We start from the raw sequence: 16,452 nt of genomic DNA, 5'->3' as shown, positions 1-16,452 counted from the left end.
TTTTTAGCCTCCATGACTTTTTTTATTTTTTTCTCATCTTTAAATCCGTCTGTTTCCACACCACTGCTTAAATCAATAGCATATGGTTTAAATTCTTTAATAGCTTGGGAAATATTTTCACTATTTAATCCACCTGCTAAAAAGAATTCTTTTTTTAAATCTTCTTTAATCAGACGCCAGTCAAACCTTTGACCAGAACCTTTCCCACTATCAAGCAATAAATAATCAGCTAATGAATTATCATATTTATGTAAATCAACATCTTCAGACATTTCAATAGCTTTAATAATCTTTAGTTTGTAATCTGTTTTTTCTTTTAGATTTTTAATATATTCTTCATTTTCATTTCCATGAAGCTGTGCTATGTCAATTACATTATCACTATAAAGTTTTAGAATTTCTTGAGAATCAGCATTTACAAAAACACCTGTACTTTGAATATTTTTAGAAAGTTTTTCTTTCATTTGTTTTGCAAGGCTGTGACTTATTTTTCTTTTACTTTCAGCAAAGACAAAACCTATATAATCTGGATTATAGTTATTTACAATGTCAATATCTTCCAATCTTTTAAGTCCGCAGATTTTAATTTTAACCATTCTTCAACTCCTTAATCATAGCTTCTTTATCCTCTGCTTTCATTAAAGTTTCACCAATTAAAACTGCATCAACATTATTTTCTTTTAATCTAGCAACATCTTCTTTTGTTTTGATACCACTTTCAGAAATAAATATAATATCTTCACCAACACATCCTCGTAGACGAATACTATTTTCAATATCAACACTGAAATCTTTTAAATTTCTATTATTAACTCCAATAATATCTGCTCCAGCATCAATTGCCCTTTTAATTTCTGTTTCATCATGAGCTTCAACAACAGCAGACATTCCTAAAACTCGAGCTACAGTTAAACATGTTTCCAACTGTTCATCAGATAAAATAGCTACAATTAATAATACTGCAGAAGCACCAAGTAATTTAGCTTCATAAACCATATACTCATCAACAACAAAATCTTTTCTAAGTACTGGAATTCTAACATTTTCAGTTATTTCTTTTAAATAATCATCAGACCCTTGAAAAAAATAAGGTTCTGTCAAAACTGAAATAGCTGAAGCCCCTGCTTTTTCATATTCTTTTGCAATAGCTACATAATCAAAATCCTCTGCAATTAAACCTTTAGATGGAGATGCTTTTTTAACTTCAGCAATAATACTAATATCATCACCACTTAAAGCTTTTTTAAAAGGATAATTCAGACGAACATCCTTATTAAGTAATTTAAATTTAAGCCTATCTAAAGAATTAATCTTTTTAGCATCATCTACTCTTTTCTTTGTTTTTTCAACTATTTTATCCAACATTATAATCAACTGTTTGTGTATTTAATGAATTTTTCAAGTTGTTCTTTAGCCTTACCAGAATCAATAATTTCACCAGCTAATTTAACACCTTCTTCAAGAGAATTTACCTTACCAGCAACATATAATGCAGCTGCTGAATTTAAAACAACAGCATTCCTTTTAGGTCCTTTTTCACCATTTAAAATAGATAATGTAATTTGTGCATTTTCTTGAGGGTCCCCACCTACAATATCTTCCTTGGAACACCTTTCCATTCCAAAATCTTCAGGTGCAATTTCATAACATTTTAACTCACCATCTTTAAGTTCACAAATAGATGTTTTATCACTAACTGAGATTTCATCTAATCCATCCTGCCCATATACAGATAATGCAGATTTAACACCTAAATTTTTAAGAACTTCACAAAGTGGTTTTGTAAGTGCATCATCATAAACCCCCAATACCTGCATTGAAGCTCCTGCAGGATTTGTTAGTGGTCCTAAAATATTGAAAATTGTTTTTATAGACAATTCCTTTCTGACTCCAGCTACAAACTTCATAGCTAAATGATAATTCTGAGCAAATAAGAAACATAAATTAATTTCTTTTAATATTTCTAAACTTTTTTCAGGTTCAATGTAAATATTAACACCTAATGCTTCTAAAACATCGGCAGCACCACATTTACTTGATGCAGACCTGTTTCCATGTTTAGCTACTGGAACTCCTGCTGCAGAAATTACAATTGAAGAAGTTGTTGATATGTTAAAACTATTGGATCCATCACCACCTGTTCCAACAATCTCCAATACTTCCTTATCATTTAACAGTTTTACACAATGTGCCCTCATAGCTTTTGCAGAAGCTGTAATTTCTTCAATAGTTTCACCTTTCATTGATAAAGCAGTCAAATAAGCACTCATCTGAACTTCACTAGCTTCACCAGACATTATCTCATCCATTGTTTCATAAGCTTCATCAGCAGTTAAGTTATTCCCATTTACAACTTTCAAAATAGCTTCTTTAATCATTTTAATTATCCTCCTTAATTTTATTTGTGAAATTTTCAATTATTTTAAGTCCATCAGGTGTTAATATAGATTCTGGATGGAACTGAAGACCATAAACATTATATTTTTCATGTTTAACAGCCATAACATCCTTATTGTCAATTGTCTGAGAAATTATTTTTAACTCTTCAGGTAATGTGTCTTCAACTAAACTTAAAGAATGATATCTTCCAACAGTAATCTCATTATTTAAATCTTTAAATATTGAATCATCATCTAATCTGATTAGAGATGATTTTCCATGCATTAATTTACTTGCATATGACACTTCTCCTCCAAATGCAACACATATTACCTGATGACCAAGACAAACTCCCAAAATAGGGATTTTATCATAGAATTCTTTTACAACATCAACACATATTCCAGCATCTTCCGGTCTTCCAGGTCCTGGAGATAAAATAATAGCTTCGGGATTTAAATCTTTAATTTCATTAGTAGTTATTTTATCATTTCTATAAACTACAATATCCTTATTTACCTGTCCGATTAATTGATATAAATTATATGAAAAGCTGTCATAGTTATCTATTAATAAAATCATAAAATTCCCCCATCAGCTATTTTTAAAGCATCAATTACTGCAGCAGCCTTATTTAAACATTCGTCAAATTCATTGTCAGCAATACTGTCTGCTACGATTCCTGCACCGGATCTTATGAAAACTTTATTATTACGTGCAAAAGCTATTCTAATTGAAATACAAGTATCTACATTACCACTTAAATCAATATATCCAATAGCTCCTCCGTAAATTCCTCTTTTATTATTTTCAAGTTCATTAATAATTTCACAAGCCCTGATTTTTGGAGCTCCGGATAATGTTCCTGCTGGAAGAATTGAATCAATAGCTGCAAGTGAATCCAAGTCTTTCCTTAAAGTTCCAGTTACTGTTGAACCAATATGCATTACATGTGAAAATCTCTCAATTGAAAGATATTTATCAACATTTACAGAACCTATTTCAGAAATTTTTCCAATATCATTACGTCCTAAATCTACAAGCATATTATGTTCAGCTAACTCTTTTTCATCACTTAATAATTCTTCTTCAAGAGCCAAATCTTCACTTTCTGTTTTTCCTCTAGGTCTTGTTCCTGCTAATGGAAATGTGTATAATTTTCTATTATTTAATTTAACTAAAGTTTCAGGTGAAGCTCCAGCTATCTCAATATCATCACTTGAGAAATAAAACATGTATGGGGAAGGATTGGTTGTTCTTAAAACTCTGTAAGTATCAAATAAGCTTCCTGAAATATCTGCTTCAATCCTGTTTGACAATACTACTTGGAAAATATCTCCTTCTTTAATATAATGTTTAGCTTTATTAACCATTTCACAATATTTTTCACGTGAAAATACTGGTTTAAAATCTGATTTTAATTTTAATGGTTCAATTTTTGCTTTTTTTCCTGTTTTGATTAATTTAGCTATTTTTTCCAATTCTTTGCAAGCTTTTTTATAGTTCTCATCCAGATTATCGGTTTTTATATTTGCAATTAAAATTATTTTTTGTTTAAAATTATCAAATGCAACAACCTTATCAAATAACATTAAATCAATGTCTTTAAATTGATCTTGATTTTCAGCATCTAAATTTAAGGAAGGTTCTGCATATTTAATATAATCATAAGCAAAATACCCTACAAAACCACCAGTAAATGGAGGTAAATTATCTAATTTTGGAGATTTATTTTTTCTGATTAAATCTTTAATAACTTCTCCAGGATTATCTGTTTTAATAACTACTTTATCATCATCAGTTAATTTAGAACTATCTTCAAAATCACTATCTCCCTTGATTTGAACAACACCATTTTGACAAGTAAATTCTAAAAGAGGATCAAATCCCAAGAAACTATATCTTCCCCATTTTTCAGAATCTTCAACACTTTCCAACATATAACAATGCTTACTGATTTCTTTTAAGATTCTTAATACTTCTATAGGAGTAGCTATATCTGAATATAATTCATAAGCTACTGGAACACGTTTGTATTGTTTATTTTCTGCAATTTTTTTTACTTCTTCCAGACTTGGGGAAAACATTTTCATCACTTAATTAATTATTCTTATATATTATACTTATAATAATGTACTATTTAAATCCTTGCTGTACTTTTTTGTACATTGAAAATTATTTTAAAAAAAATTATAATTTATTTTGCTCCTTACTAAAATCAATGACAATCTTTTTAATCTGCCTACTTTCCAAATAAGGAAGATTTTCCTTAAGTTCCATCTCTAAATTATGATTCAACTCCATTCTTTTTTGAACATAATCATCACCAGAATACTGAGTCAAATACTGCTTATTTAAATTAGAATACTTAGTTATCAAAGGCTGTATAACTCTTGTAATATCCTCATCCAACCTATCATTAATAAATTTTTGTTTTTTAACAGCAGATAAATAACCTATCAAAGTTATAAGAAAACCAAAAACAGTAACAGTCAATGCAGAGACCATGTATTTATAAGAATCAATGAACATCACACATAATGACAAGCCCACAATAATTACTGCAAAACCTATTTTTTTAATATCCATATCAAAAACACCTTTAATTATATAATTAATTTTTAGAATATATAAAAATATTATTTTTTATTCAAATAATTTAATTCCATCTTTAAAGAGTTTAATATTAAATATAGAGATATAATCGCCAAAATAGTAATCACAGTCATTACAATACCATTACTGAAAAGTATTGCATCATGATCCAGGTAAAATAAAACTTCTGCAAAGAAATTATTCATAATATGAGCAGAAATCGGCACTAAAATATTATCTGTCTTAACATATAAGACACACATACATAATCCAAAAACAAATGCAGAAATCATACTTCCATAACTATGAAGAACACCAAAACATAAAGAAGACACTAAAATAGCCATATCTACAGGAACAACTAATTTCAACCTATTTAAAATAATACCTCTAAAAATCAATTCCTCAGAAATAGGAGAAATTAAAACAGTTCCAATCAAACCTCCAACAAAAGCAATATCTTTTAAATTTGGAATTAAATTAAAAGCAAGCAGATTTCCTAAATTTAAAGTGTTTGCTAAGTAAAGCATCCCATATGAAAAAAATACATTTACAATAACAATTAAAAATACATATTTAAATTTAATTTTTGAAAAAATATTTAAATTAGGTTCTGTTTTATATTTTCCAGATTTAATAAGAACATAAACAATAATAAGGACATACATCCACTCCATATTTAAATCAAATCCACGAAAACTAAAAGCAATATGCAGTGAATAAAAACACAAAATTAAAATTAATAATTCAATTAAAGTTGTTTGTTTAATAGCCTTATTTAATGAAGACATAATAACTAAATCCTAAAAAATAAAAAAAGAGGTGAAATAATCACCTAATATTATAAAGTAAACCTTGGCAACGACTTTGGAATATTTGCAAATAAGGCATAACAATAAATGTTATTACAAAATTAACAATTAAACTTGATATAACTCCTGTTGCAGTAGCAACACTCATCACAGGAACTGCTGAAATAGTTGCAAATCCTAAAAGCATTAAAATTGCTACAATTACAGCAACTACAACTGTTGTAATTACAAAAACAATTATTAACATTCCAATATATGTTGTGAAACATCTTCCCCAACCGATAGACTTGGCAATGTTGGTTATTTCCTTAATCTCAAATGCGGATTTCATAGATCCATCATTAGTAGCCATATGAGATATAGCTAAAAAGGAATATAATGTAAATATTAATGTAATAATAATCCCAACAATAAATCCAAGAATAAGTAAAGAAAGATTATTAATTTGACTACAGCCAAATAGAATACCTGCAAAGATAATAATCGGAATAATTGCATAAGCTACATAAACTACGAAACATTTAATTCCTTCAACAAACATCAAAGTCCAGTCTTCAAATTCAGGAAGTTCATCATTACCATTAATCATTCCCTCAGTAGCTATTTTAACAATTCTATAATTGTAACCTAAAATAAAAAATATGGGAATGACTAAGAAACCGAATAAATAAAACACTCCTAAAATCAAGAGATTCTTAACATTTTTAGAAGCATATTCAAAAGAATCTTTATAAATATCTAATATCATCTCTCACTCACCATCACCAATGATGAAAACATCCTCAATGTTTTCTTTATCTAAAATCTTAGTTATTCTAAAGGCTAAAAGTAAAGAAGGATTATATCGAGCATTTTCTAAAGCATTAATAGTTTGTCTTGTAACACCTGTCAAGTCCGCCAGTTTTTGTTGACTTAATCCTTTTTCATTACGAAATTCTTTAATTTTAGTTTCCAAAAAATCACCTAAGTTTTTTATACTTAGTAAAAAATAATTTACTAATATATATCACAATCATATATTATAAACTTAACCACAATTTAATTAAAAAAAAGTTAAGTAAGAATAATATAAAATACTAAAAAAATCAAATAATAATATTATTAAATAAAACTGAGATGATATAAAATGGCTATACATCCAATTGAATATAGATATGGTACTCCTGAAATGAAATCCATTTGGGAAACTGAAAACAAATTACAAAGAAAGTTAGATGTGGAATCAGCATTAGCTCAAGCAGAAGGTAAACTTGGAATTATCCCTCAAGAAGTAGCTGATGAAATAGCTGCTAAAGCTAATACAAAATATGTTAAATTAGAAAGAGTAGATGAAATTGAAGCTCAAACTAAACACGACATAGCAGCATTAGTTAAAGCTATTGGAGAAGTTTGTGATAATGATGCTGGAGAATATGTCCACTTCGGAGCTACTTCAAATGATGTTGTAGACAGTTCAAACTCTTTACTTTTAAATGATTCTATAGAAATATTAAAAGAAAAAGTAGAAAGATTAACTAAAATAATGTTAGACTTAGCAGAAGAAAATATGGACAAAGTCTGCATTGGTCGTACTCATGGTCAGCATGCTCTTCCAACTACTTACGGTATGAAATTTGGTATCTGGGCTGATGAACTTCATAGACAATACATAAGATTAGAAAATGCTCAGAAAAATGTTTGTGTAGCTATGATGGACGGTGCAGTAGGTACAACTGCAGCTCTTGGTGAAGATGGATGGAAAATCCACAAAGAAGTAGCTAATATATTAGGATTACCTGCAGCAACCATTACAAACCAAGTTGTTCAAAGAGACAACCATGTAGAATTTATTTCAACATTAGCTAATATTGCAAGTACCTTAGATAAAATCGGTTTGGAAATCAGAAGTTTGCAAAGAACAGAACTTATGGAACTTGGTGAATACTTTGACCCTGAAAAACAAGTAGGTAGTAGTACCATGCCTCATAAAATGAACCCTATTACTGCTGAACGTATTTGTGGTGTTGCAAGAATTGTAAAATCTTTCGTAAATGCTGCACTCGACAACAACCCTCTCTGGCATGAAAGAGATTTAACTAACTCTTCTTGTGAAAGAATAATGTTCCCTGAAAGCTGTATTTTAACTGATTATATTCTTAATTTAACTATCAAATTAATGAGTAATTTAGTATTTTATGATGAAAATATTGAAAGAAACTTAAATATGACCAACGGATTAATTATGGCTGAAAGGTTAATGGCTGAACTTACAAGAAGTGGAATGGGAAAACAAACAGCATATGGAATTGTAAGAAGAAATGCTATTAAAGCTAATAAAGAAGGTGGTCTTTTAGGAGAACTTATTTTAGAAGAAGAGGAAGTTCAAAAATATTTAACTCCTGAAGATGTTGAAAAAATCATGAACCCACATACATATATCGGATCATCAAAAACAATTATTAGTGAATTACTTGAACAATCAAAAGAATGGTTTAAATAACATTATGGAATATATGTAAACTGAGGTGAAAATATGGATGATGTAAAAAATTTAACATCAATTGATATAACATCATATACAACTATCGGAACTGGAATTGGAGTATTATTCTCAGTTTTAATTTCTATAGTGCTTTTAATAGGAATGGGAATACTTTATCCTCAGAATATTGGGGTTTTAGCTTATTTCATCCCAGCAATAGTTGTTGGAACCATAATGTATTCTATATATAATAGATTTGCAGAAGGATATCTCTACAATTGGTTGACAAAAAGGATGAATCCTATTACTATAGAATTAAAAGATGATAAAGAAATTACCAAGATTTCTACTGTGCCAACAGCTCTTATTATAGCAATTATTTCAACAATTCTTGTTATTTTAGCTTACGCACTTGCAATATTATTCGTTCCTTTAATTGCAACTTCCATGATTCAAACTTTAATGTTTAGTGGACAAACTGTAATGGCATTTGCTCTTTATCAAGGTGCAATGATGATAACACAACCATCAGTAATCGCACTTGTAATTGTTGGTGTTTTCATTATAAGTTTTGTATTTACTTTAATTGCTACTTACATTTACAATTTCTTAGGAAGTAAAGGAAAAGGAATTATTGTAGATTTATCTAAAGACGGTGAAATGACCTTATTAAATTCTATTAATCCAGTTAGTTTAATTATTGTATTAACTGCAATTAGTTTAATATTCAATATTATTCTTGCTATTATTTCATTAGTTAGTGGTGGAAATGCTTACACTGCATTAGGAAACATTATTAGTGGATTAATAAATGGAGTTGTAGGTGGAGGTCTTTTAGCTGTATTCTATAATTTCTTAGCTCCAAAACTTGGAAAATTAAAAATAGAGTTAATTGATAATTAAATCAATTAACTTCTTGTTTCTTTTTTTATTTCAGGGACATATCCTTTAAGAGCAAGGGATAATGATATAACTGTCACTGAACTTAATGCCATTGCAAGAGCAGACCATTCTGGCATGAACATTATTCCAAAACTACTATACAATGCACCAGCTGCAAGTGGAATTAAAATAACATTATATGCAAATGCCCAGAATAAATTTTCTTTAATTCTAGTCATTACTTTTTTAGAAAACTGGACAGCAGCAACTACATTTTCCAAATCACCTTCCATTACAACAATATCTCCACTTTCCATAGCAATATCTGTTCCATTACCCATAGCTACACCAATATTAGCTTGAGTAAGTGCAGGTGCATCATTAATACCATCACCAACAAATAAGACAGTTTTATCTTCATGTTGAAGATTTTTAATAACATCTAATTTATTTTCAGGTAAAACACCAGCTTTAACATTATCAATACCTACTTCACGAGCTACATTTAATGCTGTTTTCTGATTATCCCCAGTTAACATGTATGTTTCAATACCCATATTATGTAATTCTTCAATAGTTCTTTTTGAATTAGCTTTAATTTTATCAGATAAACTTAATATACCTTTAACCTCTAAATCAACAGCTACCAGGATTATAGTTTTACTAAGATTTTCCAAACCTTCATATTCATCTAAAACACTTTGAGGAATTTCAATATTCTGAGATTCTAAAAGTTTTTTATTACCTGCTAAAATATTTTTACCATCAATTTGAGCTTTCAAACCTCTACCAGTTACATTTTCAAATAAGTCAGTTTGATTAAGTTCTAAATTCATTTCATCTGCTTTTCTAACAATTGCTTTAGCTATTGGATGATTGGAATTTTTTTCCACACTAGCTACAAGTCTAACTAATTCATTTTCACTAATCCCATAATTAATAACATCTTCAACTTCAGGAAGACCTTCAGTTATAGTTCCAGTTTTATCAAATGCTGCTACATCAATTTTACCAGCATTTTCTAAAGTATCCCCATTCTTAATAAGAATACCAAACTCTGCAGCTCTACCAACACCTACTGTCACTGCAGTTGGAGTAGCTAAACCTAATGCGCATGGACAAGCAACAACCAAAATAGAAATTAAAGTTGTAAGTGCAAATAACAAAGTAGAATCAAATACAAAATACCATAACAAGAACACAACAACGGCTATTGTGAGAATTGTTGGTATAAAATAACTAACTGCAGTATTAGCTATTTTTTGAACTGGAGGTCTTGAACTTTGAGCTTTTTCAACTAAACGAATAATATTGGACAATACTGTCTGTTTACCAATTTTTTGGGCTTTAATATGTAAAATACCATCCTGATTAATAGTACCTGCAAATACTTCCTCACCATTTCTTTTAGCTTTAGGGATAGGCTCTCCATTAATCATGGATTCATCAACATAAGAATGACCGCCAATAACTTCACCATCCACTGGAATTTTATCCCCCGGACGAACAAGTAATATATCATCAATTTGAATTTCACTTATATTAACTTCCCTTTGAGATAAAATATTTCCCTCATCATCAAGTTCTATTAAAGTAGCTACTGTTGGCTGAAGACCAATAAGCTCACGAATAGAATCAGAAGTTTTCTGTTTAGCTTTTGCTTCCAAATACCTACCAACAAGTAAAAATGACGGAAGCATAACTGCAGTTTCATAGAACATAAAAGAATGATCAAGAATAATATTAAATGTTCCAAGAATACTTGACACATATGCAACAGCTATACCCATAGAATACATTACATCCATATTTAAATTCTTATGAATAATACCATTAAATCCTGCTTTAAGTGTAGGTAAAGACACATAAAGAAATGGAATAATACTTATAATCAAAGATACAACACCCATTGATAAACCAAATGGCATCCAATGAACATACATTAAAATCATCAATATAGCAGATGCTGTAAAACCAACTATAATCCTATTTCTTTTGTCTTTTAAATCATTTTTATAAATCTCATCTTCATTAACTTCAAGTTGCCCATCAATTCCAAGTACTTCAAATCCTAAAGAATTAATAACCTCTTCCATATCATTTATATCTACTTTAGTCTTATCATAGTTAATACGTGCTGTTTGTGAAGTTAAATCTGCCTTAACATCAAAAATGCCATCTAAACGTATTAAAAAGTTTTCAACATTCATGACACAAGAAGCACAATGCATTCCATTAAGTTTAAGAGTAACTTCATCAGTATGAAGTTCAAACCCTAAATTTTTAACTAATGTTTCAATTTGTTCAAAAGGAAGTTTTTTTGGATTAACAGTTAAATGTAATTTATTTGAAGCTAAATCTGCATCAACTGACTCCACACCTTCAACTTTTTCAAAAGTTTTATTTAAACTTAAAACACAAGAAGCACAATGCATTCCTTCAATAGGCAAATCCATCTCCTTAAGTTTTGCCATTATATCACAACCAAATTATTTTTAGTTAAAAGTAATAATCACACATATATAAATTATATGCTCCCCTTAATAAAAATTTATGCATACCTAAATATCCAATTGTTAAAAACAATTAGTTTAAAAATTTACTAAAATTCCAGCAAAAATACTATAATGCAGTTTTATAAAATTATAACTATTAACACAAGTACAACAAGCACTGCCGTAGAATACTTATGAAACTTAGTAGTATTAATTCCTCTTACAAATTCAATAATTTCAAGCCCCCGAGCAGACATTTCAAAAAAACCAATTAAACCTACAATAGCAAAAGGCTTAAGCCAAGGCATACTATGAAGAACATTCGACCAACCTCTACTAGCCGTAAATCCCCACCATACAATAAATCCAAACATACCTATAACCAAAATAAATATATTTAAAAATTGATTACCCTCTTTTTGTTTAAATCTTAAAAACGTATTATAAACATATCCAAACACCACAATTACAAAAAATACAACAAACAAAAATGCTAATAACAATCCTTCCATAAAATCACCACATCACTTAAAAAAAAACAAGGACAAAAAATATTAAAATATTTTTACCCTTACTAATCACAATTTCCATACTCAACATACCCAATTTATTTACTATTCAAATTATAAATAAACAATACACTCATTGAATGTATTGATAATATTAATCAAACAAAATTAAAATTGTATAATAAATACTTAATTTAAAAGAATTTAATAATGATAACCATACTAATAAACGAAATTATTTCAATCGCTTTATAAATAGTTATCGAATGCGTATTCATCTTATTATACAACACAGTCATCATATATACAACAGCCAATAACTAATATAGCTAATTTAATCTCCGAAACCATCATATCACATATTCATAATTTAAATAATTTCGTGTTCTCCCCAAATTATATCTTCAATGATGTATCATAAAACATCACATTTATGAAATTATAACTATTATAACCAATACAAGAAGCATTACCGCAAGATACTTATGGAACTTACTATGAATTCCCCTCCTAAATTCAATAATTTCAAGCCAACCCGCGGACAATTCAAAAAAACCAATTAAACATACAATAGCAAAAGGCTTAATCCAAGGCATACTATGAAGAACATTCGACCAATTCCTACTAGCAGCAAATCCACCCCATATCATAAATCCAAACATGCCCATGACCAAAATAAATATATTTAAAAATTGATTACCTCCCTTTTGTTTAAATCTTAAAAACGTATTATAAACATATCCAAACACCACAATTACAAAAAATACAATAAACATGAATGCTAATAACAATCCTTCCATAAAATCACCACATCATTTTAAAAAAAAAACAAGGAAAAAAATATTAAAATATTTTTTACCCTATTAACTCTAACTTCCATACATCTGCATATCCAATTTATTTAGTATCCCAATTATAAAATAAAACAGCACCTCATTTAAATGTATTATAACTAATACTAATCAACAGTCAAATTGTATACTAAAACAACATTACATCATGACTCAAAAGAATTTAACAATGATAAATATACTAATAAATGAAACTATCCAAATCACTGTATAAATAGATAGATGCTTATTCATTCTATCATACATCAATGCCATCAAATATACAATAGATAAAATAACTAATATAGCTAGTTTAATCTCCGAAACCATCATATCACACCATATTCAGAAGTATGATCCCAAAACCATCTCCATGCAATATCTTCAAAAACACTTGCTCCATACATTCCAGATATTTTAATAATTTTTTCAACATTAGTTTCCCCTAATGCTTCATCTATCACATATCTTGTAGCTGTTTTTATAGGTTTTTTTGGATTATCAGTTTTGATATATTTTGTAGATTGATGTAAAACAGTTCTATGATAACCCCCATTGAAATTACGGACAATAACCTTATCATTATTCTTTACAAGTAACTTAGTACCATCCTTACCAAAACTTTTGACTGCAGTATTAGTTAATGCACCAGCACCCATAAATGCACCTACAACATTAAGCCCCATAGAAAAACCAAAGGAAATTAAATTTTCATTAGTAGCTCCAACATATTTACCATTTTTATCAAAATCAAATAACCCACAACTATAAGCAGTGAATAAAGTACCTGCACCCATTAAACCAATCCCTAATGGAAGGCCAATACCTCTAACTGTAGCAATTACCCCTACATCAAATAAAATACCTCCTGCAATACCTGCCCAAAATTTAGGGTCAGAAACATACATTTTAACATAATCTTCAAAGGTCATACTGGTTGCAGTAGCTACAACACCGCCTAACAAACCAACAAGACAACCTAGAGGAGTTCCTTCAACAATTTTAGTTGCAGCATCCATGAAAGAATTCCATGCTTCACCTAAAATTAAATCACCAAATTCTTCCATTAACAAACTACCTTTCAATAAATTACCTAAAGACTCAGATAATCCATTTAAATCATTATATGAACCATTTAAATATCCCTTAACAGTATTAGACTTATCTAAGATTTCTTCAGCTAAATCACAAGCCCATTCTGCTTGTTGATTAGAATAACAGTAAGAACCATAAATACTCATAATATGGTCTCGTAGTATACCTGTTTGAGAATCATAAATTAAAAGCTTATCATCACTATTATTTTCACGAATTAAAGTATAAAATCCGTCACGAATAATTTCCAATGAACCACCATGTTCTAAAATATAACCTAAACCCACAGTAGCAGAAGTATTATCATTCCAATTTGGGAATAATGTTTTACCTACATAATGTTCTATTGGTGAAAAACTCGCAGAACATGCAAAATTAAAAGCTCGAACATTATCTACATCACCTGTTACCGTTCGTCCAAAATTAAAAGAACATTCTCCACTTAAAATAGTTTGGTAAACCTCATCTCTTACACTCATAACCATGGGACTTGTACGATCCCAAGTTACATTAAAACGTGCTGCAGAAGCATCAGCAACCAAATCATTACAATAAATCACCAATAATCTTTCCATGAAACTTTCATAAAACAATTACAGAATTATTTAATTATTCATTATTAATTATATTTGAAAATACATATAATTATTTTGATTTAAATTTTCATGAATAGCTAAAAATAAAGGTAAAATTAAAATAATAGATTCATTTATTAAAAAAAATTAAAGGTTTTTAACAAGATTTCCATCTTGAATAACTTTTAGAATATTGTCATTATTAGCTAAAATATTAATGTTTTCTAAAGGATTGTCTTTAACTAAAATTAAATCAGCTATTTTATTTTCATTAACACTACCTAATGAATCTTTTTTATTAATAAATTCTGCTGCTTTTATTGTTCCACTAGCTATAGCTTCAGAAGGACTCATTCCAATATCTACCAAGTGATTTAATTCTTCCAAGTTATGTCCATGAGGTATTACTCCACTATCTGTCCCCATTAACAATTCCACTCCTTCTTCATAGGCAGTAGCTATGTTTTCTTTGTGAACTTTAACTATTTCTTTTAGTTTAGCTGTTTTTTCAGCTGCATAATTATCCCATGGTGGAAAGCCTTCACGATACAGGAAATCATGGACCAACATTGTTGGAACTAGCTTAACATTGTTTTCAACCATTTTCCTGGAAGTTTTTTTATCTATGAATGTTCCATGTTCTATAGAATCGAATCCTGCATCTATACAGTTATTCATTCCTTTTAGACTGTGGCAGTGTGCAGATACTTTTAAATCATTTACTTTAGCTTCATCAACTATTGTTTTAAGTTCTTTTGTATTAAATTGAGGATAATCTGGAGAGGTATTGGTTGTTAGAACTCCCCCACTAGCCATGACTTTAATAAAGTTTGCTCCTGCTCTTTTAATTTCACGGGTCTTTTTTAGAACTTCCAGTGTTCCATCACATCTTCCTTTAGGAAATCCGGGGTAAATTATTTCCATGTCAAAACCTGATGGTAAAAATAAGTCAAAATGTCCTCCAGTTGATATTAATGGAGTGACTGATATTTCCATTTTGGGAGCTATGAATAAACCTTTTTCTTGAGCTATTTTAACTCCAATATCTGCAGGACCACAGTCTTTAATTGTTGTAACTCCTGCATCAATTGTTTGTTTTCCATGAGGGATTGTGTTATAAAAATGTAGTGCTAAAGGATTTGCCATGTTTTCTTCTTTATGAAAACCATTAGCCATAATATGTGCATGGCAGTCAATGAAACCCGGCATTAAATAGTTATCATTTCCATCAATAATTTTAACATTATTTTTAGTATGTATTTTTCCAGTGTTTATTTGTTTAATATGTTTATTTTCAATTAAAACCTGGCAGGATGTTTTAATTTCTTCATTTGGATTTAAAATATTAACATTTTTAATCAGAGTTTGCATAATAACCACTTATTTATAAAATAGCTATTTTACCATTATCTCCATCCACTTCAACTAAAACTCCATTTTTTAATTGGTTAACATCTTCAGGACAGTCAACCATTGGAATATCAGACATTATGGCACCAGTAGCTATGATTGGTTCTGCATTTAAACATATGATAGCCTTAGGTGCAGTATTATTTTTTTTCATTTGAAATATAACATAAGATCCGACAGTTGAACCTTTTCCTCCAGGAATAAATAAAACTTTATCTTTAATAGATTTTCCTTTAAGTTCATGATTTGGATCTATTACTATTCCAGTTTTAGGATCTACTCCTCCTAAAAAACTAATTGGTTCACTACTTACTATTAATTCCCCTTCATCTTTTCCTTTAGCAATATTTCTACAGTCAATCATAAAAATCACTTAAGTAATAATTCTTTGATATAATTTTATAAGAAC

At 29.1% G+C, this 16,452-nt stretch carries 17 protein-coding genes and 1 pseudogene; 2 read left to right on the top strand and 16 right to left on the bottom strand.

Features of this window, described 5'->3' with window-relative positions; genetic code table 11:
• Positions 1 to 20: 20 nt before the first annotated feature.
• The 9 genes and pseudogenes from Q0984_RS00480 to Q0984_RS00440 form a co-directional block, all read right to left on the bottom strand.
• Positions 21 to 596, bottom strand: a pseudogene (locus tag Q0984_RS00480) (phosphoribosylanthranilate isomerase); the annotation flags it as partial.
• Positions 589 to 1,365, bottom strand: coding sequence for an indole-3-glycerol phosphate synthase TrpC (trpC, locus tag Q0984_RS00475; protein ID WP_299521955.1), 777 nt, complete (start codon positions 1,363 to 1,365; stop codon positions 589 to 591). The pseudogene Q0984_RS00480 and the gene trpC, both read right to left, overlap by 8 nt.
• 5 nt (positions 1,366 to 1,370) lie before the next feature.
• Positions 1,371 to 2,378, bottom strand: a complete 1,008-nt coding sequence (trpD, locus tag Q0984_RS00470) for an anthranilate phosphoribosyltransferase (protein ID WP_299521952.1) — start codon at positions 2,376 to 2,378, stop codon at positions 1,371 to 1,373.
• A gap of 1 nt (position 2,379) precedes the next feature.
• On the bottom strand, positions 2,380 to 2,961 hold the full coding sequence (locus Q0984_RS00465; protein WP_299521949.1) for an aminodeoxychorismate/anthranilate synthase component II: 582 nt from the start codon (positions 2,959 to 2,961) through the stop codon (positions 2,380 to 2,382).
• Positions 2,958 to 4,466, bottom strand: a complete 1,509-nt coding sequence (trpE, locus tag Q0984_RS00460; RefSeq protein WP_299521946.1) for an anthranilate synthase component I — start codon at positions 4,464 to 4,466, stop codon at positions 2,958 to 2,960. Before trpE ends, Q0984_RS00465 begins: the two co-directional genes overlap by 4 nt.
• Before the next feature lie 103 nt (positions 4,467 to 4,569).
• Positions 4,570 to 4,968, bottom strand: a complete 399-nt coding sequence (locus Q0984_RS00455) for a hypothetical protein (RefSeq protein WP_299521943.1) — start codon at positions 4,966 to 4,968, stop codon at positions 4,570 to 4,572.
• 50 nt (positions 4,969 to 5,018) lie between these two features.
• Positions 5,019 to 5,765: a CPBP family intramembrane glutamic endopeptidase gene (locus tag Q0984_RS00450; RefSeq protein WP_365906961.1), complete on the bottom strand. Its 747-nt coding sequence runs from the start codon at positions 5,763 to 5,765 to the stop codon at positions 5,019 to 5,021.
• A 40-nt stretch (positions 5,766 to 5,805) separates the two neighbouring features.
• Positions 5,806 to 6,534, bottom strand: a complete 729-nt coding sequence (locus Q0984_RS00445) for a DUF4013 domain-containing protein (protein ID WP_299521937.1) — start codon at positions 6,532 to 6,534, stop codon at positions 5,806 to 5,808.
• Between the two features lie 3 nt (positions 6,535 to 6,537).
• Complete coding sequence (locus Q0984_RS00440; RefSeq protein ID WP_299521934.1) at positions 6,538 to 6,741, bottom strand: helix-turn-helix transcriptional regulator; 204 nt, start codon at positions 6,739 to 6,741, stop codon at positions 6,538 to 6,540.
• A gap of 171 nt (positions 6,742 to 6,912) precedes the next feature.
• On the opposite strand from Q0984_RS00440, the gene purB reads away from it, so the two are divergent.
• Both purB and Q0984_RS00430 read left to right on the top strand, forming a co-directional pair.
• On the top strand, positions 6,913 to 8,265 hold the full coding sequence (gene purB / locus Q0984_RS00435; protein ID WP_299521931.1) for an adenylosuccinate lyase: 1,353 nt from the start codon (positions 6,913 to 6,915) through the stop codon (positions 8,263 to 8,265).
• 33 nt (positions 8,266 to 8,298) lie between these two features.
• On the top strand, positions 8,299 to 9,150 hold the full coding sequence (locus tag Q0984_RS00430; protein ID WP_299521928.1) for a hypothetical protein: 852 nt from the start codon (positions 8,299 to 8,301) through the stop codon (positions 9,148 to 9,150).
• A 5-nt stretch (positions 9,151 to 9,155) separates the two neighbouring features.
• Here the strand turns inward: Q0984_RS00430 and Q0984_RS00425 are convergent, their stop codons facing one another.
• The 7 genes from Q0984_RS00425 to Q0984_RS00395 form a co-directional block, all read right to left on the bottom strand.
• Entirely contained in the window at positions 9,156 to 11,603 is a 2,448-nt protein-coding gene (locus Q0984_RS00425; RefSeq protein ID WP_299521924.1) for a copper-translocating P-type ATPase, read from the bottom strand.
• Between the two features lie 161 nt (positions 11,604 to 11,764).
• On the bottom strand, positions 11,765 to 12,136 hold the full coding sequence (locus Q0984_RS00420; protein ID WP_299521921.1) for a hypothetical protein: 372 nt from the start codon (positions 12,134 to 12,136) through the stop codon (positions 11,765 to 11,767).
• Positions 12,137 to 12,564: 428 nt separating this feature from the next.
• Positions 12,565 to 12,933 (bottom strand): hypothetical protein, encoded by a 369-nt coding sequence (locus tag Q0984_RS00415; protein WP_299521918.1) that lies wholly within the window; start codon positions 12,931 to 12,933, stop codon positions 12,565 to 12,567.
• Between the two features lie 204 nt (positions 12,934 to 13,137).
• Entirely contained in the window at positions 13,138 to 13,293 is a 156-nt protein-coding gene (locus tag Q0984_RS00410) for a hypothetical protein (RefSeq protein WP_299521915.1), read from the bottom strand.
• Positions 13,293 to 14,633: a hypothetical protein gene (locus Q0984_RS00405; RefSeq protein WP_299521913.1), complete on the bottom strand. Its 1,341-nt coding sequence runs from the start codon at positions 14,631 to 14,633 to the stop codon at positions 13,293 to 13,295. The genes Q0984_RS00410 and Q0984_RS00405 overlap by 1 nt, the downstream gene beginning before the upstream one ends.
• Before the next feature lie 147 nt (positions 14,634 to 14,780).
• Positions 14,781 to 16,004 carry an amidohydrolase family protein gene (locus Q0984_RS00400; protein ID WP_299521910.1) on the bottom strand — a complete coding sequence of 408 codons (1,224 nt, stop codon included), beginning with the start codon at positions 16,002 to 16,004 and terminating at the stop codon, positions 14,781 to 14,783.
• A 13-nt stretch (positions 16,005 to 16,017) separates the two neighbouring features.
• The gene (locus Q0984_RS00395) at positions 16,018 to 16,407 is read right to left on the bottom strand and encodes a DUF126 domain-containing protein (RefSeq protein WP_299521907.1); all 390 of its coding nucleotides are present in this window, start codon (positions 16,405 to 16,407) and stop codon (positions 16,018 to 16,020) included.
• Positions 16,408 to 16,452 lie beyond the last annotated feature (45 nt).

This window comes from uncultured Methanobrevibacter sp. (assembly GCF_934746965.1).
In the GTDB taxonomy this organism is placed as follows: domain Archaea; phylum Methanobacteriota; class Methanobacteria; order Methanobacteriales; family Methanobacteriaceae; genus Methanocatella.
Note: the sequence above shows the minus strand (reverse complement) of the source record. Positions and strands in the feature narration are given on the sequence as shown.

What these genes read in the sequence shown, in the direction of transcription:
- Q0984_RS00415 (WP_299521918.1), bottom strand. Translation starts at nt 12,933, where the DNA reads ATGGAAGGATTGTTATTAGCATTCATGTTTATTGTATTTTTTGTAATT.
- Q0984_RS00400 (WP_299521910.1), bottom strand. Translation starts at nt 16,004, where the DNA reads ATGCAAACTCTGATTAAAAATGTTAATATTTTAAATCCAAATGAAGAA.
- Q0984_RS00425 (WP_299521924.1), bottom strand. Translation starts at nt 11,603, where the DNA reads ATGGCAAAACTTAAGGAGATGGATTTGCCTATTGAAGGAATGCATTGT.
- Q0984_RS00410 (WP_299521915.1), bottom strand. Translation starts at nt 13,293, where the DNA reads ATGGTTTCGGAGATTAAACTAGCTATATTAGTTATTTTATCTATTGTA.
- Q0984_RS00465 (WP_299521949.1), bottom strand. Translation starts at nt 2,961, where the DNA reads ATGATTTTATTAATAGATAACTATGACAGCTTTTCATATAATTTATAT.
- Q0984_RS00455 (WP_299521943.1), bottom strand. Translation starts at nt 4,968, where the DNA reads ATGGATATTAAAAAAATAGGTTTTGCAGTAATTATTGTGGGCTTGTCA.
- trpE (WP_299521946.1), bottom strand. Translation starts at nt 4,466, where the DNA reads ATGTTTTCCCCAAGTCTGGAAGAAGTAAAAAAAATTGCAGAAAATAAA.
- Q0984_RS00430 (WP_299521928.1), top strand. Translation starts at nt 8,299, where the DNA reads ATGGATGATGTAAAAAATTTAACATCAATTGATATAACATCATATACA.
- Q0984_RS00405 (WP_299521913.1), bottom strand. Translation starts at nt 14,633, where the DNA reads ATGGAAAGATTATTGGTGATTTATTGTAATGATTTGGTTGCTGATGCT.
- Q0984_RS00445 (WP_299521937.1), bottom strand. Translation starts at nt 6,534, where the DNA reads ATGATATTAGATATTTATAAAGATTCTTTTGAATATGCTTCTAAAAAT.
- purB (WP_299521931.1), top strand. Translation starts at nt 6,913, where the DNA reads ATGGCTATACATCCAATTGAATATAGATATGGTACTCCTGAAATGAAA.
- Q0984_RS00450 (WP_365906961.1), bottom strand. Translation starts at nt 5,765, where the DNA reads ATGTCTTCATTAAATAAGGCTATTAAACAAACAACTTTAATTGAATTA.
- trpC (WP_299521955.1), bottom strand. Translation starts at nt 1,365, where the DNA reads ATGTTGGATAAAATAGTTGAAAAAACAAAGAAAAGAGTAGATGATGCT.
- Q0984_RS00395 (WP_299521907.1), bottom strand. Translation starts at nt 16,407, where the DNA reads ATGATTGACTGTAGAAATATTGCTAAAGGAAAAGATGAAGGGGAATTA.
- Q0984_RS00420 (WP_299521921.1), bottom strand. Translation starts at nt 12,136, where the DNA reads ATGGAAGGATTGTTATTAGCATTTTTGTTTGTTGTATTTTTTGTAATT.
- trpD (WP_299521952.1), bottom strand. Translation starts at nt 2,378, where the DNA reads ATGATTAAAGAAGCTATTTTGAAAGTTGTAAATGGGAATAACTTAACT.